At 71.3% G+C, this 22,532-nt stretch carries 25 protein-coding genes; 19 read left to right on the top strand and 6 right to left on the bottom strand.

Translation table 11 applies throughout. From position 1 onward, the window contains the following. The 3 genes from H0488_RS10805 to H0488_RS10795 form a co-directional block, all read right to left on the bottom strand. Positions 1 to 288: transglutaminase N-terminal domain-containing protein (locus tag H0488_RS10805; RefSeq protein WP_281369591.1), on the bottom strand; the 288-nt coding region annotated here is incomplete at its 3' end. A 2-nt stretch (positions 289 to 290) separates the two neighbouring features. Beyond that, positions 291 to 1,250, bottom strand: a complete 960-nt coding sequence (locus H0488_RS10800) for an alpha-E domain-containing protein (RefSeq protein ID WP_183099277.1) — start codon at positions 1,248 to 1,250, stop codon at positions 291 to 293. Further along, positions 1,250 to 2,758 carry a circularly permuted type 2 ATP-grasp protein gene (locus H0488_RS10795; RefSeq protein ID WP_183099281.1) on the bottom strand — a complete coding sequence of 503 codons (1,509 nt, stop codon included), beginning with the start codon at positions 2,756 to 2,758 and terminating at the stop codon, positions 1,250 to 1,252. The genes H0488_RS10800 and H0488_RS10795 overlap by 1 nt, the downstream gene beginning before the upstream one ends. A 95-nt stretch (positions 2,759 to 2,853) precedes the next feature. Between H0488_RS10795 and H0488_RS10790 the strand changes: the two genes are divergently transcribed. Together H0488_RS10790 and H0488_RS10785 are read left to right on the top strand one after the other, a co-directional pair. Further along, the gene (locus H0488_RS10790) at positions 2,854 to 3,036 is read left to right on the top strand and encodes a hypothetical protein (RefSeq protein WP_183099276.1); all 183 of its coding nucleotides are present in this window, start codon (positions 2,854 to 2,856) and stop codon (positions 3,034 to 3,036) included. 12 nt (positions 3,037 to 3,048) lie between these two features. Then, positions 3,049 to 3,363: a hypothetical protein gene (locus tag H0488_RS10785; RefSeq protein ID WP_183099275.1), complete on the top strand. Its 315-nt coding sequence runs from the start codon at positions 3,049 to 3,051 to the stop codon at positions 3,361 to 3,363. 40 nt (positions 3,364 to 3,403) lie between these two features. On the opposite strand, the gene H0488_RS10780 is transcribed toward H0488_RS10785, so the two are convergent. Beyond that, a complete protein-coding gene (locus H0488_RS10780; protein WP_183099274.1) occupies positions 3,404 to 4,048 on the bottom strand; it encodes a TetR/AcrR family transcriptional regulator in 645 nt (214 codons plus the stop codon). 44 nt (positions 4,049 to 4,092) lie between these two features. On the opposite strand from H0488_RS10780, the gene H0488_RS10775 reads away from it, so the two are divergent. The 5 genes from H0488_RS10775 to H0488_RS10755 are packed head-to-tail and all read left to right on the top strand — an operon-like array spanning position 4,093 to position 8,861. Further along, entirely contained in the window at positions 4,093 to 5,094 is a 1,002-nt protein-coding gene (locus tag H0488_RS10775; RefSeq protein WP_183099273.1) for an alpha/beta hydrolase, read from the top strand. Further along, positions 5,091 to 5,921, top strand: coding sequence for an SDR family NAD(P)-dependent oxidoreductase (locus tag H0488_RS10770; RefSeq protein ID WP_183099272.1), 831 nt, complete (start codon positions 5,091 to 5,093; stop codon positions 5,919 to 5,921). Before H0488_RS10775 ends, H0488_RS10770 begins: the two co-directional genes overlap by 4 nt. Further along, positions 5,921 to 6,877, top strand: coding sequence for a ferritin-like domain-containing protein (locus H0488_RS10765; protein ID WP_246371843.1), 957 nt, complete (start codon positions 5,921 to 5,923; stop codon positions 6,875 to 6,877). The genes H0488_RS10770 and H0488_RS10765 overlap by 1 nt, the downstream gene beginning before the upstream one ends. Further along, positions 6,877 to 7,368 carry an NAD(P)/FAD-dependent oxidoreductase gene (locus tag H0488_RS10760; protein ID WP_183099271.1) on the top strand — a complete coding sequence of 164 codons (492 nt, stop codon included), beginning with the start codon at positions 6,877 to 6,879 and terminating at the stop codon, positions 7,366 to 7,368. Before H0488_RS10765 ends, H0488_RS10760 begins: the two co-directional genes overlap by 1 nt. Next, a complete protein-coding gene (locus H0488_RS10755) occupies positions 7,365 to 8,861 on the top strand; it encodes a flavin-containing monooxygenase (protein WP_183099270.1) in 1,497 nt (498 codons plus the stop codon). Before H0488_RS10760 ends, H0488_RS10755 begins: the two co-directional genes overlap by 4 nt. A gap of 40 nt (positions 8,862 to 8,901) precedes the next feature. Here the strand turns inward: H0488_RS10755 and H0488_RS10750 are convergent, their stop codons facing one another. Beyond that, complete coding sequence (locus H0488_RS10750; RefSeq protein WP_183099269.1) at positions 8,902 to 10,488, bottom strand: cation:proton antiporter domain-containing protein; 1,587 nt, start codon at positions 10,486 to 10,488, stop codon at positions 8,902 to 8,904. A gap of 242 nt (positions 10,489 to 10,730) precedes the next feature. On the opposite strand from H0488_RS10750, the gene H0488_RS10745 reads away from it, so the two are divergent. The 12 genes from H0488_RS10745 to H0488_RS10690 all read left to right on the top strand — a co-directional run bounded on the left by H0488_RS10745 (position 10,731) and on the right by H0488_RS10690 (position 21,669). Further along, positions 10,731 to 11,300, top strand: a complete 570-nt coding sequence (locus H0488_RS10745; protein ID WP_183099268.1) for an HhH-GPD-type base excision DNA repair protein — start codon at positions 10,731 to 10,733, stop codon at positions 11,298 to 11,300. Between the two features lie 53 nt (positions 11,301 to 11,353). Further along, positions 11,354 to 12,052, top strand: coding sequence for a TetR/AcrR family transcriptional regulator (locus H0488_RS10740; protein ID WP_183099267.1), 699 nt, complete (start codon positions 11,354 to 11,356; stop codon positions 12,050 to 12,052). A gap of 5 nt (positions 12,053 to 12,057) precedes the next feature. After that, on the top strand, positions 12,058 to 12,855 hold the full coding sequence (locus tag H0488_RS10735) for an alpha/beta fold hydrolase (protein ID WP_183099266.1): 798 nt from the start codon (positions 12,058 to 12,060) through the stop codon (positions 12,853 to 12,855). Further along, positions 12,852 to 14,321, top strand: coding sequence for an aldehyde dehydrogenase family protein (locus tag H0488_RS10730; protein WP_183099265.1), 1,470 nt, complete (start codon positions 12,852 to 12,854; stop codon positions 14,319 to 14,321). The genes H0488_RS10735 and H0488_RS10730 overlap by 4 nt, the downstream gene beginning before the upstream one ends. A 10-nt stretch (positions 14,322 to 14,331) precedes the next feature. After that, the gene (locus tag H0488_RS10725) at positions 14,332 to 15,780 is read left to right on the top strand and encodes a flavin-containing monooxygenase (protein WP_183099264.1); all 1,449 of its coding nucleotides are present in this window, start codon (positions 14,332 to 14,334) and stop codon (positions 15,778 to 15,780) included. Beyond that, on the top strand, positions 15,777 to 17,444 hold the full coding sequence (locus H0488_RS10720) for a GMC oxidoreductase (protein WP_183099263.1): 1,668 nt from the start codon (positions 15,777 to 15,779) through the stop codon (positions 17,442 to 17,444). The genes H0488_RS10725 and H0488_RS10720 overlap by 4 nt, the downstream gene beginning before the upstream one ends. 17 nt (positions 17,445 to 17,461) lie before the next feature. After that, a complete protein-coding gene (locus H0488_RS10715) occupies positions 17,462 to 18,055 on the top strand; it encodes a DUF4334 domain-containing protein (RefSeq protein WP_220794453.1) in 594 nt (197 codons plus the stop codon). Further along, positions 18,052 to 18,831, top strand: a complete 780-nt coding sequence (locus H0488_RS10710) for an enoyl-CoA hydratase/isomerase family protein (protein WP_183099262.1) — start codon at positions 18,052 to 18,054, stop codon at positions 18,829 to 18,831. Before H0488_RS10715 ends, H0488_RS10710 begins: the two co-directional genes overlap by 4 nt. Positions 18,832 to 18,899: 68 nt before the next feature. Beyond that, positions 18,900 to 20,492, top strand: a complete 1,593-nt coding sequence (locus H0488_RS10705; protein ID WP_246371841.1) for an RNA polymerase sigma factor — start codon at positions 18,900 to 18,902, stop codon at positions 20,490 to 20,492. Positions 20,493 to 20,650: 158 nt separating this feature from the next. Continuing rightward, positions 20,651 to 21,241, top strand: a complete 591-nt coding sequence (locus H0488_RS10700; protein WP_183099261.1) for a hypothetical protein — start codon at positions 20,651 to 20,653, stop codon at positions 21,239 to 21,241. 63 nt (positions 21,242 to 21,304) lie between these two features. Continuing rightward, complete coding sequence (locus tag H0488_RS10695) at positions 21,305 to 21,520, top strand: DUF6458 family protein (RefSeq protein ID WP_183099260.1); 216 nt, start codon at positions 21,305 to 21,307, stop codon at positions 21,518 to 21,520. After that, on the top strand, positions 21,517 to 21,669 hold the full coding sequence (locus tag H0488_RS10690) for a hypothetical protein (protein WP_183099259.1): 153 nt from the start codon (positions 21,517 to 21,519) through the stop codon (positions 21,667 to 21,669). The genes H0488_RS10695 and H0488_RS10690 overlap by 4 nt, the downstream gene beginning before the upstream one ends. Before the next feature lie 42 nt (positions 21,670 to 21,711). Here H0488_RS10690 and H0488_RS10685 read toward each other — a convergent pair. Next, the coding region (locus H0488_RS10685; RefSeq protein ID WP_183099258.1) for an EamA family transporter at positions 21,712 to 22,532 on the bottom strand (821 nt) is incomplete at its 5' end.

The following is a 22,532-nucleotide window of genomic DNA, read 5'->3' as shown; positions in this document are numbered from 1 at the left end:
CGCCTCCCACGGGGTGGTCGGCGCGGCCGCCGGGCCGCGGTCGACCTGGACCGTCGACGTCGCCACCACCGACATCGCGTCGTGCGGGTCGAGCACCTCGAACGCGATCACGTGGCTGCCGAAGTAGTCGCGGTACTCCGAGGTCCACGGCTTGGGGTGCACGTCGAGCCGGGAGTGGACGACGATCTGGCCCGGCGAGGTCACCGGCGTCATCCGTGCCTGGTTGTACGACGCGGCGGCGAGCCCGTCGTACTCGAACTCGGTCGTGTGCACGACCCGCAGCTGCATGCTCACTGGCGGACCCCCTTCCACGCCACGGCCTCCGCGCCGGCGAAGTACTTGCGGCTGATCGCGACGGTCGCCGCCGCGCAGGTGCGCTGCAGCTGCTCCATCTCCTCGGGCAGGTCGGCCACGACATCGGCGAGCGAGCGGTACTCCAGCTCGGTCCGGGTGCGGCCGAGGAGCCGGTGCGCCTCGTCGCGGAAGCCCGCGCGGGTGCTGCCGGGCTCCATCTCGTCGAGGCACTGCTCGGCCCGGTTGAGCGCGAACACCACTGATCGGGGGAAGAGCCGGTCGAGGAGCAGGAACTCCGCCGCGGCGCGCTCCGTCTCGCGGCCGCGGTACGTGCGCAGGAACGCCTCGTAGGCGCCGCACGCCCGCAGGGTGCCGGCCCACTGGGAGACGCTCCCGCTCGCGAGCGACGTCGCGGCGATCAGCCGCGAGGTCATGTCGGCCCGTTCGATGCACCGACCCAGCATCAGGAACTGCCAGCCCTCGTCGCGGGTCATCGTCGCGTCGGCGGTGCCGTTGATCAGCGCCGCCCGTTCGCGCACCCACTGGAAGACGTACGGCGGACGCATCCCGTCGAAGCGCCCCGAGGGGATCGAGAGGTAGGTGGTGTTGATGACCTCCCACAGCGGTACCGAGAGGATCTCCCGCGCCCGCCGCGCGCTCTCCCGCGCGGCGCCGATCGCGGCGGCGATCGAGACCGGGGAGAGCGTGTCGTAGGCCAGGAGCCGCAGCACCTGGTCCATGTCGACCGCGGCCGTGACGTCGATGCCGAGGTCCGTGGCGCCGTCGTCGGGTTCGATCCCCATGATCAGGAGCAGGTCGCGACAGGTCTGGGCCTCGTCGACGTTGGCGTCCTCGAGGATCACCTGGGTCTGGACGTCGAGGAGCCGCGCGGTGTCCTCGGCCCGCTCGACGTAGCGGCCGATCCAGAACATCGACTCGGCGATCCGGCTCAACATCAGGCGGTGCCTCCCTGGAGCTGGCTGCTGGCCTGGGTGCTGGCCTGCCCGCTGACATGCCCGCTGACCTGCCCGACCGGGCCGGCCAGCACCCAGGTGTCCTTGGTGCCGCCGCCGCGGGAGGAGTTCACGATCAGCTCGCCCTTGCCGAGAGCGACCCGGGTCAACCCGCCGGGCAGCACCCACACCCGCTCACCGTCGTTGACGGCGAACGGCCGCAGGTCGACGTGACGGGGTCCGAGCTCGCCGTCGACGAACGTCGGCACGGTGGACAGCTGGACGACCGGCTGCGCGATCCACGACCGGGGGTCCTCGAGCACCTTGGCGCGCAGGTCGTCGAGCTCGGCGGGCGTCGCCTGCGGCCCGATCACGATGCCCTTGCCGCCCGAGCCGTCGACCGGCTTGAGCACCAGCTCGTCGAGACGGTCGAGCACCTCCTCCCGCGCCTCGGGCTCGCCCAGCCGCCAGGTGTCGACGTTGCGGAGCAGGGGCTCCTCGGCGAGGTAGTAGCGGATGATGTCGGGCAGGTAGGTGTAGACCAGCTTGTCGTCGGCGACCCCGTTGCCGACCGCGTTGGCGAGGGTGACGTTTCCTGCACGCGCAGCGTCGATCATCCCGGGACAGCCGAGCATCGAGTCGGCCCGGAAGTGCACCGGGTCGAGGTACTCGTCGTCGATCCGGCGGTAGATGACGTGCACCGGCGCCAGCCCCTTCGTGGTGCGCATCATCACCTCGCCGCGGCGGCACACGAGGTCGCGACCCTCGACCAGCTCGACGCCCATCGTCCGCGCGAGCAGGGCGTGCTCGAAGTAGGCGCCGTTGTAGACACCCGGCGTGAGCACGACGACCGTCGGGTCGGTCACGCCCGCCGGCGCGGCCGCGCGCAGGGCGGCCAGCAGCCGCTGCGGATAGCCAGCGACCGGACGGATCCGGTGCTGGGCGGTGGTCTCGGGGAGCGCCGTGGAGATCGCGCGCCGGTTGGTCATCACGTAGGAGACCCCGGACGGCACCCGCACGTTGTCCTCGAGCACCCGGAACTCGCCGCTGTCGTCGCGGATCAGGTCGATGCCCGAGACGTGGACCCGCACCCCGTTCGGCGGGCGCACGTTGGCGGCCTCACGGTGGAAGTGGGACGACGTGGTGATCACCCGGCGCGGGACGACCCCGTCGTCGAAGACGTGGCCGGCGTCGTACACGTCGGCGAGGAACCGCTCGAGTGCCCGCACCCGCTGCTGCACGCCCCGCTCGATCACCGACCAGGTGTCCATCTCGATGACCCGCGGCAGGATGTCGAGCGGCATCGCCCGCTCCTCGCCGCCGATGTCGAAGGTGACGCCCTGGTTGAGGTAGCCGGCCTGAAGCGACTCCACCCGGGCGACCAGCTCGGGAGTGGTCATGGTGTCGAGCGAGTCGCGCAGCCGGAGGTACGGCGAACGCAGCTGGTCGCCGTCGAACATCTCGTCGTAGGCCGTGCTGTCGCCGCCGGTCGAGCCGTAGCCCTCGAACATCGTGGTCACATCGGCCCGCTTCCTGCGCCCATGGGCGGACCCTACCCACGTCACGTAACACGCATGTTGCACGCGGCGGGCGGTAGGTTCGGGGCATGGCCTACTGGTTCTGCCTCGCGCACCACGTCGTGGAGACCGAGGAGGGTTGTCCGAACAAGGACCGGCTCGGTCCGTACGAGTCCGAGGCCGAGGCCGCGCGCGCGCTCGAGAAGGCAGCCGAGCGCACCGAGGCGTGGGACGAGGACCCCGTCTGGAACGACGACGTCGAGGACAAGTAGGCGTTGGCCGCGATGCAGCGTCGGCGCCGGATCAAGCCGGTCGCCGACGGCCCCCGGGGCGAGGTCTCCTTCACGCCGTGGCTCGGGATGATCCTGATCGTCTCGTCGTTCTTCCTGTACGCCGCCAGCGGCCTGGTCGCGCCCTGGTGGGGCGTGGTCGTCATGCTCCTGATCTGGCTGGCGATGTTCGTGCTGTGCTGCGCGTGGTGGACGCCGCACCCGAAGCGCCTGGTCTGGATCGGCGGGCTGTCCTACCCGCTGTGGTTCTGCCTGATCGTCGGCGGCGCGGTCGCGTTCGGCTGGCAGGCCTCGGACGCGGGCTTCTAGGACGCGGGCTTCTAGGACGCGGGCTTCCAGGACGCGGGCTCTAGGACGCGGGCTCCAGGAACCGGCCGCTCAGGGCGGTGCCCACGTCGGCGAGGTGGTCGACGATCTGGTCGGTGGTGGCCTCGACGAGCCCGGACCGCCACGCCAGCATCAGCTCGACGAAGCCGCCGATGCCGAGCAGCACGTTGATGCGCAGCGCCCGCTCGTCGGCACCCTCGCGCAGGAACGGGCGCGCCATCCCCATCATCAGCTCGGTGGCCATCTGCACCGTGTCGCGCCGGCGCTGCTCGAGCACCGCGCTGCCGGAGTGGTCGCCGAAGATGATCTGGGCGCGGGCGGGCTCGTCGGCGATGTGGTGCACGACGGCGTCCAAGGCGGCGCGCAGCTGTTCCAGTGCGCCCCGGTCGGCCACCGCGTCGATCGCGTCGATGAGCATGGCGAGCGTCTGGTCGCGCATCTGGTCCCAGACCGTGCCCAGCAGGGCGTCCCGGTCGGCGAAGCTCTCGTAGAAGTAGCGGTCGGTGAGGCCGGCTTGCGCACAGACGCCGCGCATCGTGACGGCGGCCCAGCCCTGCTCCTGCCAGATCTCGAGGGCGGACTCGACCAGCACGGCACGCCGCTCGGCGCGGCGCTGCTCGGCGCTCTTGCCGCCGTACCTCCTGGGGGTGACCCGCGACGGTTCCACGGCTACATCTTGACGGCAGGTGCCATCAGATGCAATCTGAGGGCATGCGCCAGCAGAAAACACCGCCGGCCCGCGCCTCCCTGCGGAGCCACGCGGCCGCCGGGGTCACCTCCCTGACCTTCCGGCCCCTCACCAGCGTCATCCCGGCCAACCGGGCGGGGGTGCTCGTGACCAGGCGGATCGCCGCGACCAGCATGGCCCTCCTCGGCCCGGGCCTGTCCGGGAGCCGGATCGTCCCCGTGGACCGCACCACCCGCCGGGGCCCGTCGGTGCGCGGCGAGTGGGTCCGCGGTCCGCGGGCACACCGCGACGACGCCGTGATCCTCTACGTCCACGGCAGCGGCTACGCGATCTGCTCGGCGCGCACCCACCGCGGCATCACCACCCGGCTCTCGCACGCGACCGGGCTGCCGGTGTTCTCCTGTGACTACCGGCTGGCTCCCCGGCACCGGTTCCCGTCGGCGGCCGACGACGTGCGCGCCGCCTACGAGTGGCTGATCGCCGAGGGCCACGACCCGGGCCGGATCGTCCTCGCCGGCGACTCGGCCGGTGGCCACCTGTCGGTCGACCTGACCCTCCAGCTGATCCAGGAGGGGGCGCCGCCGCCGGCCGCCCTGGCGCTCTTCTCGCCGCTGTTCGACCCGACCTTCGAGCTCGCGGCCGGCCGGGAACGAGTACGCCGGGACCCGATGACGTCGGCGGCGCGGGCCCAACGGCTGCTCGACCTCTACTTCGTCGACGAGGACCGGGCAGCGCCCCGGATGACGTTCTCCTTCGAGGGTGCCGGATCCTTTCCGGCCACCCTGGTCCAGGCCGGCGGCCGCGAGATGATGGCCGCCGACGCCGAGGAGCTGGCCCGGTCACTCGGTGAGTCCGGCGGCCGGTGCGAGCTGGAGATCTGGCCGGGTCAGATGCACGTCTTCCAGGCGTTTCCCCGGTTGGTGCCGGAGGCGGGGGCTGCGCTCGCTCGGGCCGCGGACTTCGTGGTCGCCGAGCTCGAGGCCGCCGAGCGGCGCGGCTCCTTCCAGCTCCTGAAGGAAGCATGAGCCGGCGTACCGCTCGGGCCGACGCGGTCGTCACCGGGGCGGGCAGCGGCATCGGGCGGGCGTTCGCCCTGGAGCTGGCGAGGCGCGGCGGCAGGGTGGTCTGCGCCGACCTCGACGAGGCCACGGCGAAGGAGACCGTGGTTCTGATCGAGCAGGCCGGCGGCGAGGCGCTCGCGGTCGCCTGCGACGTCGCCGTCGAGGGGCAGGTGCGTCAGCTGTCCCACACCGCGGAGGCGTGGCTCGGGCGGACCCCGAGCCTGGTCGTCAACAACGCCGGCATCGGCGCAGGCGGCCTGCCCGTCGGCGACGCTCCGCTCGGCGACTGGCAGCGCACGCTCGGGGTCAACCTCTGGGGCGTGATCCACGGCTGTCACGTGTTCGTGCCCCAGCTCCGGGCGCGCGGTCGCGGCGGGATCATCAACGTGGCCTCGGCCGCCGGGTTCACCGCGGCACCACGGATGGCGGCCTACAACGTGAGCAAGGCCGGCGTGGTCAGCCTGTCCGAGACGCTGGCTGCCGAGCTGGCCGGCTCGGGCGTGGCCGTGACCGTGCTCTGCCCGACGTTCGTCCGCACCAACATCTTCGGCGGCGAGCTCATCGACCCGGCCTCGGCCCAGGTGGCGCGGCGGATCGCGGGGTTCGCCGGCTTCTCGCCCGAGCGGGTGGCCCGGCAGACCCTTGACGCCCACGACCGCGGCCGCCTCTACGTGATGCCGCAGCTGGACGCCAAGGCGCTGTGGCGGCTCAAGCGGCTGGCGCCCGCGCCGTACGCCCGGGCTGCCGGCCTCGTCGGCCGGTTCGCGCCCGAACCCGACCCTGTCGACTGATGCCCGACCGCACCGAGGAGGACGCCATGACCTACGACTTCGACGGCATGCTGCAGACGATCAAGGACAGGCAGTGGTCGCTCGCCGACATCGACTGGGACGCCCCCGGCGCCGAGACGATGACCGACGAGCTGCGCGCGAAGCTGCAACCGTTCATGGCCGACCTGATGTGGATCGAGCACGTCGGTGCCCGCGGCTTCGCCTCCCTCGCGACGATGGCGCCGACCCCGGTGATCAAGGAGATCTACGAGTACTTCCACGCCGAGGAGCAGAAGCACGCCAACGCCGAGCTCGCGCTGATGAAGCGCTGGGGGATGCTCGACGAGGACGGCGCGGTCCCCGAGCCCAACATCAACGTGAAGCTGGCGATCAAGACCCTCGACACGTTCGGCGACTCGCTCCCGCTCACCGGGCTCGCGACGCTGATCCCGCTGCTGGAGTGCGCGCTCGACGGCGCGCTGGTGAAGTTCCTCCTCGACGAGGTCGAGGACCCGGTCTGCCACCAGGTCTTCCGGCACATCAACTCCGACGAGGCCCGCCACATCACCGTGGACTTCCAGGTGCTCGAGCTCATCGGGGCCGGGCCGCTGCACAAGCTGCTCATCGAGTCGGCCAGCAACCTCAAGCCGCAGGTGGTGCTCGGGCTGATCGTGGTCTTCGTGCCGCTGATCAACAAGATGCGCGACAACATCGTGGCGATGGGGCTGCCGGAGCAGAAGCTCTACAACGCGGTGAAACGCTTCAACACGATCGGCTCGCGCGGCGACCACACCCGTCGGATCCCCGCCTATCACGTGCTGCGCTCGCAGGCCGCCATGGTCGTGAACCGGGCGCACCCCTACCACCGGCTGCTGGCCGACCCGCTGGTGAGGATCACCGGCCTCGTGCCGGCCCGGCTCCTCGGTCGGCCGCAGGCCTGGGTCGACGAGGTCACCCACGAGCCGGTCGCCTCCTGATGACGAGCGGCTTCCGCGGGGACCTGCTCCGCGACGACGCCTGGCGGTCGCGCGGCTTCGCCGGTCAGCGGGTCGCGGTCGTCGCCTCCGCCGAGGAGGCGGCCCGGATCGTGCCCCATGTCGTCAGGACGGCGACCAGTGTGAAGGTCTTCCAACGCTCCCCGGCCTGGGTGCTCCCCACGCGGGTCCCGCTGCCGGCGGGACCGATCCGGCGGCGCGCGGCTCGCCTCCACCTCCGGCTGTCCGTCCGCGACCAGTGGCTGCGCCGGCAGCTCACGCCGTTCGGCGACCAGCCCGGCGTCGTCGTACGCCCGGGGTTCTACGCCGCGCTCCAGCAGCCGGGCTGCAAGCTGTACACCTGGCCCGTCTACGCGATCGTGGAGCACGGCGTCCGGAGCGCCGAGGGCGTCGAGCACCGCGTCGACGTCGTCATCCTGGGAGCCGACGTCGAGGTCGACTGCCGAGTCCTTCGAGAGGAACGCACCGCATGACCATCACCCCCGACCACCAGGTCGCGATCATCGGCGGCGGGTTCTCCGGCATCGGTGCCGCGATCATGCTCGACAAGGCCGGCTTCGACGACTACCTCGTGATCGAGGAGGGCGACGGCGTCGGTGGGGCGTGGCACTGGAACACCTACCCGGGTGTCGCCGTCGACATCCCGTCGTTCAGCTACCAGTTCTCCTTCGAGCAGATGGCCGACTGGACGCGGGTCTACGCCCCGGGTCGCGAGCTGAAGGCCTACGCCGAGCACTGCGTCGACAAGTACGACGTGCGCCGGCGGACCCGGCTCAGCACGCGGATCGTGTCCGCGGCGTTCGACGAGGACGGCGACCTCTGGCGGCTCGGCACCGCGGACGGGGACACGATCACCGCGCGCTACGTCGTCGGCGCGACGGGCGTGCTGACCCAGCCGAAGCCGCCGGCGATCCCCGGTGTCGACGAGTTCGACGGCACCGTCATGCACACCGCCCGGTGGGACCACACGGTCGATCTCGCCGGGAAGCGGGTGGCGATCATCGGCACCGGAGCCTCGGCGGTGCAGGTGATCCCGTCGATCGCGCGCCACGTCGCCCACCTGACCGTCTTCCAGCGCACGCCGATCTGGTGCCTCCCGAAGCTCGACACCCGGCTGCGCCTGCCCGCCCGGGCCGCGCTGCGGCTGCCGGGGGCCAGGGCGGCGACCCGGCTGGCCAGCCAGACCTTCGTCGAGCTGACCTTCCCCCTGGCCGCCCACTTCCACAACCTGCTGCCGGTCGCCGGTGTCGGTGAGCGGCTCGGCCACGCCCACCTGCGGCGGGCGGTCCGGGATCCCGAGGTCCGCGAGAAGCTGACGCCGAGGTACGCGCTCGGCTGCAAGCGGCCGAGCTTCTCGAACACCTACCTCCAGGCCTTCAACCGCACGAACGTGCGGCTCGAGACCGCGTCGATCGAACGGATCACGCCGACCGGCGTGCGCACGGCCGACGGGACCGACCACGACGTCGACGTACTCGTCCTGGCGACCGGCTTCAAGGTGTTCGAGAAGGGCAACATGCCGGCGTTCACGGTCACCGGCGCCGGGGGAGTGGACCTCGAGTCGTGGTGGGAGGAGCACCGGTTCCAGGCCTACCAGGGAGTCAGCGTCCCGGGCTTCCCGAACTTCTTCGCGATCCTGGGGCCCTACGGCTACAACGGGTCGTCGTACTTCAACCTCATCGAGACCCAGATGGCCCACATCGTCCGCTGCCTGCGCCGCGCCCGCCGTACCGGCGCGACCCGGGTCGAGGTCACGCCCGAGGCCAACGCCCGCTACTTCGAGCAGGTGCTCGGACGGCGGCGGCACCAGGTGTTCTTCCAGCCGTCGTGCACCACCGCCAACAGCTACTACTTCGACGCCAACGGCGACGTGCCGTTCCGGCCGTCACCCACGCTCGAGACGATGTGGACGAGCAGCCGGTTCGACCTCGACGACTACCGCTTCGAGGGCGCCGCCGTCTCCTGACTCGTCGCCTCGGCGGTTGCCGGCCCCAGGCTCGGGCGGCTCATCCGTCGCGACGACGGCGCAGTCCGGCCTCGGCCGCGCCGCGGTCCGCGAGCTCGGCGCCGACCCCGTCGTAGAGCTGGAACCCGGTGTGCGCTCCGAGCTCGCGAGCCTCCTGCAGGTCCTCGTCGTACTGCGCGACAAGCGCGACCGTGCCGCCGAACTCGCTCTCCTCGAGCTTCCGGAGCGCGATGATGTTGCTGTTGTGGAACGGCATCGCGAGCACGGCCAGCTCGACGTGGTGCGGGTGCATGCGGGCCCAGAACTCGGGATCGGTCGCGTCCCCCAGGACGACGTTGAGACCGTCGTCCTCGAGCTTGGCCTGGCGCGAGGGCAGTGACTCGACTCCGACGACGCGAAGGCCGTACTCGCTGCTGAGCCGCTCGTAGGCCGCCCGGCCGACCCGTCCCATCCCGAGCACGACGGCTTGGGCGTCGCCCACGTCGATCGGGCGGTCGTCGGCGTGCATGCGTTCGGGCGGGCGGTCCGGCAGCAGTCGCCGGGCGAGCTCGACGAAGGCGTCCGGGTTGCGGCCGACGACGGCCGACACCAAGAAGCTGGCCGCCACGGTGGTCGCCAGGACGGCGAGCCAGTCGTCGCCGAGCCGAGACCCCGCTGCGACGGCGACGATCAGTCCGAACTCGGAGTAGTTGCCGAGGATCGTCGCGGTGCGCAGGGACGTCCGCCGCCGCAGGCCGTGGGCCCACATCAGGACCGCGAATCCGAACAGCTTGAGGGGGAGCAGGAGCAGGAGCAGTGCGGCGATCACGAGGTGCTCGACGTCCGGCAGCCCGGTGAACCCGATCGAGAGGAAGAACCCGACCAGGAGCAGCTCCTTCACGGAGAACAGGCTCTTGCTCAGGTCCGCGGAGCCCGGGTGGGGCGCCAGGAGCACGCCGATCAGCAGCGCTCCGAGGTCGCCCTTGAGCCCGACCGCCTCGAAGAGCGCGTACCCGGGCACCAGGGCGGCGACCAGCCCGAACAACGGGCGCAGCTCCGCGTGGCCCAGGCGGGCGAGCAACGGGCGGACCATGAACGCCGCCGGCACCAGCAGCACGAGGCCGGCCGCCCACGGGCTCGGCGGGTCGTCGTGGGTGACCGCGAGGAACACCACGGCCGCGAGGTCCTGGACGACCAGGACCCCGATCGCGGAGCGCCCGCTGAGTGACGTCGTGGTGCCGCGGTCGTCGAGCATCTTGACGACGAAGACCGTGCTGGAGAAGGAGAGAGCGAAGCCGACGAGCAGCAGCGTCCGCCATTCCTGGTCGGCCAGGAGCCCGACGCCCAGGACCCCGATGACACCGAGGTATCCGGCCGCGACGACCGACGTCACGCCCATGTGGCTGATCGCCGTGAGCCACACCTCCCGCCGGACGAGCACGCGGACGTCGAGCTTGAGCCCGATCCCGAACAGCAGCAAGGTGACGCCGAGGTCGGCGACGACGTCGAGCAGCTGTGGAGCCTCGACGCCGGCCGCATTCAGCGCGAAGCCGGCGGTGAGGAACCCGACGAGCGGCGGGAGCCTCAGCACGCTCGCCACCATTCCTGCCCCGAGCGCCGCGGCCAGGAGCACTGAGACGTCGCCCATGCCGGCCGACGCTATCGCGGGCAGCGGGAGAGCTGGGGCGAGTCCGGGCCGTCCTGCGGGCGGGCGCTTCCTCGGTGTTGGGTCCGCTTCCTCAGTGCTGTTACAGGTCACAGCGCCTGGGGAGCGGTCGGAACCCCCGCGGAGCGCACCTAACACCGAGTTACAGCGGTCACAGCGCCCAGCGAGCGGGGTGCGGCTCCTGCGGCAGCGGGGGCGCCCCCGCGGTCGGGCAAGATTGCCCCATGGCCATCCACATCACCGACGACCCCGCCGCGGACCAGCTGCTGACCGACAACCCGTTCGCGCTCCTGGTCGGGATGATGCTCGACCAGCAGTACCCCATGGAGCACGCCTTCCTCGGTCCCCAGAAGGTCGTCAGCCGGTTCGGCTCGTTCGACCCGGCGGCGATCGCGGCGGCGGACCCGCAGGAGTTCGCCGCGATGGCGTCGACGACTCCGGCGATCCACCGCTACCCGGGGGCGATGGCGACCCGGCTGCAGGAGCTGGCCCGCATCGTCGTCGAGGAGTACGACGGCGACGCGTCCCGGATCTGGACCGAAGCCACCGACGGCAAGGACCTGGCGAAGCGGGTCAAGGCGCTGCCGGGGTTCGGGGCCCAGAAGGTCAAGATCTTCGTCGCGCTGGTGGCCAAGCAGCTCGACGTACGCCCGGACGGGTGGGAGGCGGTCGCGGGGGACTACGCGCTCGACGGCTACCGGTCGGTCGCCGACGTGGTCGACCCGGTTTCGCTGCAGAAGGTCCGGGACCACAAGAAGGAGATGAAGGCCGCGGCTCGAGCGGCCGCCGGGTAAAAACCAGGAATCAGGTGCTTCCGGGAATCGCATGATTCCCGTATGGTGGTCCTATGACCACCGTCACGACGGCCGCTGCCGACGGCTCGACCACCTCGGGTCGCCTCTGGCACGGCCAGACGCCCGACGCGCGTGAGGCCGACCGACGGCAGCGCCTGGTCGAGGCGGGCATCGAGCTGGTCGGCACCCAGGGCGTCGCGGCGCTGACCATGCGGGCCGCGTGCCGGGAGGCATCGGTCGGGCCGCGCTACTTCTACGACGTCTTCGCCACCCGCGACGAGCTGCTCGAGGCGGTCTACGACGAGACCGTGCTGCGGATCCGCCAGCCGATCCTCTCAGCCGTCGCGGCGGCCGCGGAGGGCAAGGACGTGTCCGCGGCGATGCTCGCCGGGTTCGAGACCGCCGTGGCGGTCGTCGAGGACGACCCGCGGATCGGTCGGATCCTGTTCCGCGAGTCGGCTGCCGACGACACCCTGCGACCCCGGTCGCAGGCGGCGATGCCCGACTTCCTGCTGACCGTCCTGGACGAGATCGCCCCCGCGCGCGCCGAGGAGCTGCGCGACCCGGCGAACGCATGGACGATGCTCGGCATCTCGGCCGCGATCTTCGCGCTCTTCCTCGCGTGGAGCGAAGGAGTGCGTCACACGTCGCGCGAGGAGTTCGTGCGCCACTGCTCGTCCCTCGCCGTCGACCAGCTGGCACTCGACATCGAGCTGCCTCCGGTCGACCATCGATCAGGAGGTCAGCGTTGATCAGCATGGACCGCCGCGGTGCCGGCACCCCGATCGTGCTGGTGCACGGCATCGGCAGCCGCTGGCAGTGCTTCGAGCCGATCCTCGACCGGCTCGCCGAGGAGCACGAGACGATCGCGATCGACCTGCCCGGCTTCGGCGCGACGCCGCTCCAGGGCGGCGTCCGACCCGGGCCACGCGGGTACGCCGAGTGGCTGGCCGGCTGGCTCGCCGACAACGGCATCGAGCGTCCGCACCTCGTCGGCAGCTCGATGGGCGGCGGCGTCGGGCTCGAGCTCGGACGCCGGGGCGTGGCGTCGGCCGTGACCGCGTTCTCGCCGGTCGGCTTCTGGCAGGCGCCGGGCCTCCGGTGGACGCAGGCCCTGCTCACCGCGCTCCGGGTCGGGGCGCGGACGAGCGGACCGGTGCTGGGCCGGATGCTCGACCACCCCGCCGGCCGGGCCGCGCTGCTGAGCAACATGTTCGGCCACCCGACCCGGGTCGCTCCCGAGTCGGCTCGGGCCGACCTGGCCGCCCTCGCTGCCGCGCAGGCGTTCGAGTCGGCGCGCCACGACTTCGGCCGCTACTTCCTCACCCCCGACGACGACCCGGGCGCACTGACCGACATCCCGGTGACGATCGCGTGGGGCACCCGCGACGTCGTCCTCACCCATCGCACCCAGAGCGCCCGCGCCCGCGAGGTGCTGCCGTTCGCCCGCCACGTCGACCTGGCCGGCTGCGGCCACCTCCCCTTCAACGACGACCCCGAGGCGTGCGCCCGACTCGTGCTCACGGACGCAGCAACCCGCAAGGAGACCCGATGACCGCACAGCTGGTCAGCACCGACCCGGCCACCGACGAGGTCGTCGCCACCTTCGACGTGCACAGCGCCGCCGACGTCCAGGCGATCGTCGCCCGGGCGCGCAACGCCGCGCCGTGGTGGCGCGACCAGGGGTACGACGGCCGCCGCGCCGCCCTGCTGAGCTGGAAGCGCTACCTCGCGAAGCACAGCGAGGACCTGGTCCAGCTCATGCACCGCGAGAACGGCAAGCCGCTCACCGACGCCCGGCTCGAGCTGATGCTCGCGCTCGAGCACATCGACTGGAACGCCAAGCAGGCCGGCCGCGTCCTGCGACCGGAGAAGCGGCGCCCGGGCCTGCTGCTCTCCAACTTCTCCGCCCGGATCGAGCACGTGCCGTTCGGCGTCGTCGGCGTGATCGGCCCCTGGAACTACCCGGTCTTCACCCCGAACGGCTCGATCGCCACCGCGCTGGCCGCGGGCAACACGGTGGTCTTCAAGCCCAGCGAGTTCACCCCGGCCATCGCCCGCTGGTACGTCGACGCGTTCGCCACCGCCAACCCGGAAGCGCCCGAGGGAGTGCTCTCGCTCGTCACCGGGTACGGCGACACCGGCGCCGCGCTGTGCCGGTCCGGCGTCGACAAGCTGGCCTTCACCGGGTCGGCCGGCACCGGCCGCAAGGTGATGGCTGCGTGTGCCGAGTCGCTGGTCCCCGTGGTGATGGAGCTCGGCGGCAAGGACGCGGCGATCGTCGCAGCCGACGCCGACCTGGCTCGCGCGGCCGACGCGATCGCGTTCGGTGCGATGGGCAACAGCGGCCAGACCTGCGTCGGGATCGAGCGGGTCTACGTCGAGCGCCCGGTGCGCGACGCGTTCCTCGAGGAGCTCACCGCGCGGGTGTCGGAGATCCGTCCGGGCTCGGACAAGGCGGCGTCGTACGGGCCGATGACGATGCCCAGCCAGATCGAGATCGTCCGGCGCCACGTCGACGACGCGCTGGCCGGCGGCGGCACGGCGGTCGTCGGCGGCCGTGAGAGCGTCGGCGACCGCTACATCGAGCCGGTGGTCATCCTCGACCCGCCGCACACGTCGTCCGCGGTCCAGGAGGAGACGTTCGGACCGACGCTCACGGTCACGACGGTCGAGTCGCTCGACGAGGCGGTGAAGCTCGCCAACGACACGCCGTTCGGCCTGGCCGGCGCGGTCTTCTCCCGCGACCACGCCGACGAGGTCGTGGCCCGCCTCGACACCAGCCAGATCTCGGTCAACTCGGTGCTCGGCTTCGCCGGCATGGCCGCGATGCCGCTGGGCGGCCGCGGTGAGAGCGGGTTCGGCCGGATCCACGGACCGGAGGGCCTCCGCGAGTTCACCCGCACCCGCGCCGTGGCCACGCAGCGGTTCCCCGCCCCCATCAACCTGCTGACCTTCGGCCGCAAGGCCTGGGTCGTCCGTCTTCTGCCCCGGCTGATCCGCTGGGTCCACGCCCGGTGAAAGGCAACCGATGAAACCGTCCATCGCCGTGATCGGCACCGGGTTCGGCGGCCTCGCCGCCGTGATCGAGCTGAAGAAGCAGGGCTTCGACGACATCGTCGTGTTCGAGAAGGCCGACGACATCGGCGGGACCTGGCGCGACAACACCTATCCGGGCGCGGCCTGTGACGTCCCGTCGCCCTTCTACTCCTACTCCTTCGAGCCCTACACCGTGTGGCCCCACCGCTTCTCGCGCCAACCGGTGATCCTCGAGTACATCAAGCACGTCGCCGAGAAGTACGACGTCATGCGGCACATCCGGTTCGGCACCGAGGTCCTCGGTGCGTCGTTCGACGCCGACGAGGGCAAGTGGACCGTCGAGCTGAGCGACCAGGAGCCGGTCGTCGTCGACGTGCTGGTCTCCGCGGTCGGGCAGCTGTCGCGGCCGTCCTACCCGGCCATCGAGGGAGCGGAGACGTTCGCCGGCGCCAGCTTCCACTCCGCGGAGTGGGACCACGGCGTCGACCTGGCCGGCAAGCGGGTCGCCGTGATCGGCACCGGTGCGAGCGCGATCCAGTTCGTGCCGGCCATCCAGCCCGAGGTCGGGCAGATGACGGTCTTCCAGCGGACTCCGCCGTACCTCATCCCACGGTTCGACCGGGAGTTCTCGCGCCACCACCACACGGTCTTCGAGAAGGTGCCGGCGACGCTGCTCGTCGAGCGCGGCGCCTGGTACGGCGTCACCGAGGGGCTCAGCGTGGCGTGGGTCTACTCCAAGGCGCTGACCCGGGTGATCAAGGCGGTCTCCCGGCGTCACATGCGCAAGCAGGCCGGGGCGAAGCCCGGGCTCTTCGAGAAGATCTGGCCGAACTACCAGATCGGCTGCAAGCGGATCCTGTTCTCCAGCGACTACGTGCCGGCGCTCACGCAGCCGAACGTCGACCTCGTCACCGACGCGATCAGCTCGATCACGCCCACCGGCGTGCTCACCGCCGACGGCAAGGAGCACGAGGCCGACGTCATCATCTGGGGCACCGGGTTCAAGGCGACGGAGTTCCTGGCCCCGATGTCGATCAAGGGCGGAGACGGCCGGGACCTGCAGGACGACTGGCGCGGCGGCGCGCGGGCCTACTACGGGATGACCGTGCCGCACTTCCCGAACCTGTTCATCATGTACGGCCCCAACACCAACACCGGTGGTGGCTCGATCATCTACTTCCTCGAGGCGCAGGCGAAGTACCTCGGGGAGTACGTCGCGCACCTGGCGGCCACGGGCCGCCAGCTGGCCGTCCGCCCGGAGGTCGAGCAGGACTACGACGACCGCATCCAGGCCCACCTCTCTGAGAGCGTGTGGAGCCTCTGCTCGTCCTGGTACCGCAACGCCGAAGGCCGGATCACGACGAACTGGCCCCTGCTCGGGGCCCAGTACAAGGCGCAGGCGAAGTTCGACCCTGCTGACTACGAGGTGGTTTCGCGATGACCTACGACTACGACGTGATCGTCGTCGGCTCCGGCTTCGGCGGGAGCGTGACCGCGCTCCGGCTCACCGAGAAGGGCTACCGGGTCGGGGTGCTCGAGGCCGGCCGCCGGTGGGACGCCGAGGACTTCCCGAAGACCAACTGGAACGTCCGCAAGTCCATCTGGGCGCCGCGGCTCGGGCTCACCGGGCCGCAGCGGATCAGCGCGCTCGGCAAGTGCCTCGTGTTCAGCGGTGCCGGTGTCGGCGGTGGGTCGCTGATCTACGGCAACACCCTGTACGAGCCGCTGCCGGCCTTCTACACCGACCGCGCGTGGGCCCACATCACCGACTGGCAGGACGAGCTGGCGCCGTACTACGACCAGGCGAAGCGGATGCTCGGCGTCGTCGAGAACCCGCGCACGGGCCCCAAGGACGACCTGCTGCTACAGGTGGCGCAGGACCGCGGCGTCGCCGACACGTTCCACAAGACGCAGGTCGGCGTGTTCTTCAACGAGGGCAACGAGGGCGAGGAGGTCGCCGATCCGTACTTCGGCGGCGCCGGTCCCCGCAGGGCCGGCTGCATCCACTGCTCGGAGTGCTTCACCGGCTGCAAGCACAACGCCAAGAACACGACGACGACCAACTACCTCTACCTCGCCGAGCAGAACGGCGCCGAGGTGCACCCGCTGACCACCGTGACCTCGGTCGAGCCGAACCACGCCGCCGGCAAGGGCTATGTGATCGAGACCGAGCGCTCCAACGGCAAGCTGCGGAAGGGGCGTCGTACCTTCACCGCCGAGCAGGTCGTCTTCGCGGCCGCCGCGCTCGGCACCCAGAAGCTGCTGCACCGGCTGCGCGACGAGGGCACCCTGCCCCAGCTCTCGCCCCGCCTGGGTGAGCTGACCCGCAGCAACTCCGAGGCGATCATCGGGGTGACGAGCGACAGCCGTTCGGACTTCGCGCAGGGCGTCGCGATCACCTCGTCGATCCACCCCGAGCCCCAGACGCACGTCGAGGTCTGCACCTACGGCAAGGGGCAGAACTCCCTCTTCCTGCAGACCGTGCCGATGGTCGACGGCGGCGCGTTCCGCTTCCTCCGGCTGCTCCTCACCTTCCTGCTCCACCCCGTGGCCTCGTTGAAGACCATGAACGTGCGCGGTGCCTCCGAGCGGTCGGTGATCCTGCTGGTGATGCAGTCGCTCGACAACTCGCTGACGTCGTTCCGCAAGGGCGGCCGGCTGGTGACCAAGCAGGGCACCGGCGAGCCCAACCCCGACTGGATCCCGCTGGCCCACGACATCGCCCGGGAGTACGCCGGCAAGACCGACGGGGTGACCGGCAACATCGGGACCGACATCTTCAACATCCCGGCGACGGCGCACTACATCGGCGGCTGCACCATCGGCGACTCGCGCGACACCGGCGTGATCGACCCCTACCAGCGCGTCTACGGCCACCCCGGCCTGCACGTCGCCGACGGGAGCGCGATCACCGCCAACCTCGGCGTCAACCCGTCGCTCACCATCACCGCCCAGGCGGAGCGGGCGATGGCGTTCTGGCCCAACAAGGGGGAGCAGGACGCCCGTCCGCCGCTCGGCGCCTCGTACGAGCGGATCGCGGCGGTCGCGCCCAAGCAGCCCGTCGTCCCCGCCACCGCACCCGGCGCGCTGCGCCTTCCCGCCTGACCACGACGAGAAAGAAGATGATGGCCAAGAACACCAAGACCCCCCAGAGGAACGCTGCCGCCGAGCTGGCGCTGCTCGAGCGCGGGACCGACCCCGCGACCGCGCTGGCGTTCTTCGACTCGCTGCCCGCGGTCGGCTGCGACGAGATCCGCGGCCGCTACCGGGGCCGCGAGCTCCTGACGGGTCATTCGATGGACGGGCTGCTCGAGGCCTCCGGCTGGTACGGCAAGCAGTTCGACGACGCCGACCACGTGCACCCGCTGCTCTTCCGCAGCCGCGGTGGCGACATCTTCGCGGTCGAGCCGCGGAAGGTCCCGCTCGGCATCGTGCCGCGGGTCCCGTCGGCCGTCGTCTCCCGCGCGCACGCCGCCGTGGGCGTCCTGAAGCCTGCGATCCGTACGTCGAAGCACCGTGCCCGGCTGCGCGCCGTCGAGTACCGGGGTGTCGTGAGCGCCGCGATGGTCTACGACCACCTGCCGATCATCGACGTGTTCCGGCGGGTCGACGCCGACACGCTGCTCGGCGTGATGGACCTGCGCGGGTCCTCGCCGTACGTCTTCGTGCTGACGCGAGACACGGCGACGGACACCGCACGGGACAATGGGGCATGACACCTGAGGACCTGGAGCACGCCGACCTGCTGCTCGACCTGGACGGCGCCGTCGCGACGATCACCCTGAACCGGCCCGGGGCACGCAACGCGCAACGCCCGCGGATGTGGGCGGGCATCGCGCGGATCCTCGAGGAGCTCGGACCCGAGGTCCGGGTGGTCGTGCTGCGTGGCGCCGGAGGCACGTTCTCCGCCGGGCTCGACCTCGGGCTGCTCGACCCGGCGCGACCCGACGAGGACGGCAACTTCATCGCCGTCCTCGAGCTGGACGACCAGGCGATCATCGACCGGATCGGGATCTACCAGCGTCCGTTCGCGCTGCTCGCGGACCCGCGGTTCATCACCGTCGCGGTGGTCGAGGGCCACGCGATCGGCGCCGGGTTCCAGCTCGCGCTGTGCTGCGACCTGCGGATCGCGGCCGAGGACGCCCGGTTCTGCATGAAGGAGCCCGCCCTCGGGCTGGTGCCCGACCTGGTCGGCACCAAGCCCCTGGTTGAGGCGGTCGGCTACTCCCGGGCGCTCGAGATCTGCGCCTCCGCGCGAGTGGTCTCAGGCGCAGAGGCGGGGGAGATCGGCCTGGCCCAGGTCGTCGTACCCCCGAGCGAGCTCGACGCCGCGCTCGCCGCGACGGTCACCGCGCTCACGGCCCACCCGCACGGCGCGGTCACCGCGACGAAGGCGCTGCTCCGGGAGGCACCGGCGCGGAGCCTCGACGACCAGCGCCTCGCCGAACGGACCGCCCAGGTCGCGCGGTTCCGCGCGCTCGCCAGCGGCTAGGCCGCCCGGGGTGCGGGCGTCGCCCACCACCGTGGCAGAATGGCCACTGCGGTCTTGACGCCTCCGGGATGGGCCGCGCCCTACTGCCAGGTTCACTGCCGTATCGAGAGGTGTTCGTGTCGTCGAACGCACGCAAGGTCCCCGCTGCGGTGCTCGCGCACCCTTCCATCGTCGCCCTCGTTGAACGGGCCACACCGCTGGGCAGCGTGAGTCCCGAGGAAGTCCGGCAGGCGTGCGCCGATGCCGACGTCGCCGCGCCCCACCTGAAGTCGTTCCTGGGCCACCTGTCCGGTCTCGGCATCACGGTCGCGATGCCCGTGACCGATCGCGCCGTGGCGGCGACGAGCACCCGCAAGGCCTCAGCCACCGCCAGCACGACGAAGAAGGCCGAGCCGGCGAAGAAGGCCGCTCCGGCGAAGAAGGCTCCCGCCAAGGCGGAGGAGCCTGCCAAGAAGGCCGCTCCGGCCAAGAAGGCCGCCCCGGCCGCCAAGACGGCAGCGGCTCCGGCCAAGAAGGCGGCCGCCAAGAAGGCCGCTCCGGCCGGGAAGGCCGAGGCCGACACCGAGGTCGATGTCGTGGTGCCGGTCGTCGGGCCCGACGGCAAGAAGATCCTGCCCGACCTGCCCGACGAGCAGTTCGAGAAGGACGTCAAGACCGACCCGACGATCGAGGAGGACGAGAAGGACGCGTCCTTCATCGTCTCCTCGGCCGACGAGACCGACGAGCCGGCCCAGCAGGTCATGGTCGCCGGTGCCACCGCCGACCCGGTCAAGGACTACCTCAAGCAGATCGGCAAGGTCCCGCTGCTCAACGCGGAGATGGAGGTCGAGCTCGCCAAGCGGATCGAGGCCGGCCTCTTCGCCGACGAGAAGCTCGCCAAGGGCGGCAAGATCTCCGCGAAGCTGCTCGACGAGCTCGAGTGGATCGCCGAGGACGGCCGCCGCGCCAAGAACCACCTGCTCGAGGCCAACCTGCGGCTCGTGGTGTCGCTGGCCAAGCGCTACACCGGCCGCGGCATGCTGTTCCTGGACCTGATCCAGGAGGGCAACCTCGGTCTCATCCGTGCGGTCGAGAAGTTCGACTACACCAAGGGCTACAAGTTCTCGACCTACGCGACCTGGTGGATCCGGCAGGCGATCACCCGCGCTATGGCCGACCAGGCCCGCACCATCCGGATCCCGGTCCACATGGTCGAGGTCATCAACAAGCTCGCGCGGGTCCAGCGGCAGATGCTGCAGGACCTGGGTCGCGAGCCCACGCCCGAGGAGCTCGCCAAGGAGCTCGACATGACGCCCGAGAAGGTCGTCGAGGTCCAGAAGTACGGCCGCGAGCCGATCTCGCTCCACACCCCTCTGGGTGAGGACGGCGACTCCGAGTTCGGCGACCTGATCGAGGACTCCGAGGCGATCGTCCCGGCCGACGCGGTCAGCTTCACGCTCCTCCAGGAGCAGCTGCACGCCGTGCTCGACACGCTCTCCGAGCGCGAGGCCGGCGTGGTCTCGATGCGCTTCGGGCTGACCGACGGCCAGCCGAAGACGCTCGACGAGATCGGCAAGGTCTACGGCGTGACCCGCGAGCGGATTCGCCAGATCGAGTCGAAGACGATGTCGAAGCTGCGGCACCCGAGCCGCTCCCAGGTCCTGCGCGACTACCTGGACTGAGCTCCGGCGCCCCGGCGAGGAGCGCGCCTGGTCGCTTGGAGCGACCAGGACAAATGTCGGCGAACCTGCCGCCGGGGGCGACGTCGCGGTTCATAGTGGACGGCACCGCTCCAGCAGCGTGCTGGTCCTCGGGGCGTGCCGACGAAAGGCTCCCGCTCATGCCCCAGCTCACGCCGCAGCAGTCCCCGCACCGCTTCCTCGGCCACCTGCGCCGTCACGTCGTCGCGTACGGCGCGCTCCTCGGCGTCCTCGCGCTCTCACCTGTGCCGAGCATGGCTGCCGAGCTGGTGACCACCGGCGACATCGCCAACGGCGCCGTGACCCAGCCCAAGCTCGCCGCCGACAGCGTCGTCGGGGGCAAGATCGTCAACGAGTCCGTCACCGGCGTCGACATCAAGAACGGCACCATCGCGGCGGCGGACGTCGCCCCGTTGCAGTGGCACAACTTCACCCTGATCAACGGCTGGACGAACGCCAACGGCGCCCTGCGACCGCCGGCCTGGGCGATCGACGGGCACGGCATCATCCACCTCCGCGGCGCCGTGAAGGACGGATCCACCACGTCCTTCGCCCGGCTGCCGGCGGCGGTCCGGCCCTCGACGTACGTCTACGTGGCCACCAGCCTGGCGGCGGCGAAACCCGGCCGGATCGTCATCGACCCCACCGGCTACCTCCAGGCCGACTACGACGACGTGTTCCAGGACGCCATCGACTTCACCACCCTCGACGGCGTCGCCTGGGCGAAGTGAGCTGATCGCGCCCCGGCGGCAGTGGGGGAGTATGAACCAGCCCGGTTCGGGCACCTCTGAGACATGTACATCGGACTAGGCATCGTTCTGCTCGTGCTCGGGCTCGTTCTCGCGCTCGACGTCATCACCGTCGACCTGAACTTCGTCGACGACGGGGCGTTGGGACTGATCCTGATCCTCGCGGGCGTGCTGGCCATCGCGATCTCCCTGCTCTACGCGCCGCCGTGGCGTCGGCGGGACGAGGTCGTGCACCACACCGACGACCGACCGGTGCGGTGACCGTACCCCGCCTGGCGGGGGCGCTGGTAGCGCCGTCCCGCGAGGCGCACGTGCACGCCTGGCAGCTGGTCAACATCGAGACCGACTGCGGCGTCGAGGTCCGCGAGATCCTCTGTACCACCTGCTCGGCCGTGCAGATCCAAGGCTGAGCAGCCAGCCGGCTGAGCGTGTCTCGCGGCGCGCTCGGCCGGTCAGCCGGCGGCAACGAAGGCGACCGCCACCCCGCACAGGGCGAGCCCGGCAGCCTGGGCGCGATAGATCCGCTCGTGCAGCACCGCTGCGGCGAGCAGGATCGTGAACGCGGGGTAGAGCGAGGTCAGCACCGCAGCGACCGTGAGCAGGTCGGTCTGGCTGGCCAGCAGGAACAGGAGCACCGCTCCGGTGGCGACCAGACCGGCCACGGCGCCCCACCACTCCGTCGCCGCGGTGGGCAGCCAGGCGGCCCGGAGCACGGTCGCGATCAGGCAGATCGTCACCAGGGCGGCCGCCTGTCCGGCCGCGAGCGGCCAGAACCCGGCGCCGTCCGGCACCTGGCCCAGCGCCACGAACAGCAGGCCGAAGCCGAGACCGGCCAGGGCGCCGTCGACCAACCCGCTCGCCGCCGCACCCGGAGCGGGCTCAGGGGCCGTCGGGTCGAGGCTGGCCTCGGGACCGCGGGCGACGAACCAGATGCCGGGCAGGGCGAGCGCGATGCCGATCATGATCAGCGCCGAGGGCCGTTCTCCGGTCGCGACGCCGACGATGACGGGTACGACGGCCGCGCCGACCGCCGACACCGGCGCCACCACACCCATCCGGCCGGTCGCCAGACCGCGGTAGAGGAAGACGCTCCCGGCGCCGCTGCCGAGGCCCGACAGGGCGCCCCAGGCGAGGTCGGCCGTCGTCGGGTCGCCGCTGACGACGAGCGCGAGGGCGGAGGCACCGACCAGGCCGCCGAGGCCGGCGAGGAGCGCGACCGGCCACGGCGTCGTACGACGCGATGCGAGGCCGCCGATGAAGTCCGACACGCCGT

Origin of the sequence: Nocardioides pelophilus, assembly GCF_014180685.1 — a bacterium.
Lineage (GTDB): Bacteria > Actinomycetota > Actinomycetes > Propionibacteriales > Nocardioidaceae > Nocardioides > Nocardioides pelophilus.
Note: the sequence above shows the minus strand (reverse complement) of the source record. Positions and strands in the feature narration are given on the sequence as shown.

Coding starts and splice junctions, on each gene's coding strand:
- H0488_RS10800 (WP_183099277.1), bottom strand. CDS start 1,250: ATGTTGAGCCGGATCGCCGAGTCGATGTTCTGGATCGGCCGCTACGTC.
- H0488_RS10795 (WP_183099281.1), bottom strand. CDS start 2,758: ATGTTCGAGGGCTACGGCTCGACCGGCGGCGACAGCACGGCCTACGAC.
- H0488_RS10790 (WP_183099276.1), top strand. CDS start 2,854: ATGGCCTACTGGTTCTGCCTCGCGCACCACGTCGTGGAGACCGAGGAG.
- H0488_RS10785 (WP_183099275.1), top strand. CDS start 3,049: ATGCAGCGTCGGCGCCGGATCAAGCCGGTCGCCGACGGCCCCCGGGGC.
- H0488_RS10775 (WP_183099273.1), top strand. CDS start 4,093: ATGCGCCAGCAGAAAACACCGCCGGCCCGCGCCTCCCTGCGGAGCCAC.
- H0488_RS10770 (WP_183099272.1), top strand. CDS start 5,091: ATGAGCCGGCGTACCGCTCGGGCCGACGCGGTCGTCACCGGGGCGGGC.
- H0488_RS10765 (WP_246371843.1), top strand. CDS start 5,921: ATGCCCGACCGCACCGAGGAGGACGCCATGACCTACGACTTCGACGGC.
- H0488_RS10760 (WP_183099271.1), top strand. CDS start 6,877: ATGACGAGCGGCTTCCGCGGGGACCTGCTCCGCGACGACGCCTGGCGG.
- H0488_RS10755 (WP_183099270.1), top strand. CDS start 7,365: ATGACCATCACCCCCGACCACCAGGTCGCGATCATCGGCGGCGGGTTC.
- H0488_RS10750 (WP_183099269.1), bottom strand. CDS start 10,488: ATGGGCGACGTCTCAGTGCTCCTGGCCGCGGCGCTCGGGGCAGGAATG.
- H0488_RS10745 (WP_183099268.1), top strand. CDS start 10,731: ATGGCCATCCACATCACCGACGACCCCGCCGCGGACCAGCTGCTGACC.
- H0488_RS10740 (WP_183099267.1), top strand. CDS start 11,354: ATGACCACCGTCACGACGGCCGCTGCCGACGGCTCGACCACCTCGGGT.
- H0488_RS10735 (WP_183099266.1), top strand. CDS start 12,058: ATGGACCGCCGCGGTGCCGGCACCCCGATCGTGCTGGTGCACGGCATC.
- H0488_RS10730 (WP_183099265.1), top strand. CDS start 12,852: ATGACCGCACAGCTGGTCAGCACCGACCCGGCCACCGACGAGGTCGTC.
- H0488_RS10725 (WP_183099264.1), top strand. CDS start 14,332: ATGAAACCGTCCATCGCCGTGATCGGCACCGGGTTCGGCGGCCTCGCC.
- H0488_RS10720 (WP_183099263.1), top strand. CDS start 15,777: ATGACCTACGACTACGACGTGATCGTCGTCGGCTCCGGCTTCGGCGGG.
- H0488_RS10715 (WP_220794453.1), top strand. CDS start 17,462: ATGATGGCCAAGAACACCAAGACCCCCCAGAGGAACGCTGCCGCCGAG.
- H0488_RS10710 (WP_183099262.1), top strand. CDS start 18,052: ATGACACCTGAGGACCTGGAGCACGCCGACCTGCTGCTCGACCTGGAC.
- H0488_RS10705 (WP_246371841.1), top strand. CDS start 18,900: ATGGGCCGCGCCCTACTGCCAGGTTCACTGCCGTATCGAGAGGTGTTC.
- H0488_RS10700 (WP_183099261.1), top strand. CDS start 20,651: ATGCCCCAGCTCACGCCGCAGCAGTCCCCGCACCGCTTCCTCGGCCAC.
- H0488_RS10695 (WP_183099260.1), top strand. CDS start 21,305: ATGTACATCGGACTAGGCATCGTTCTGCTCGTGCTCGGGCTCGTTCTC.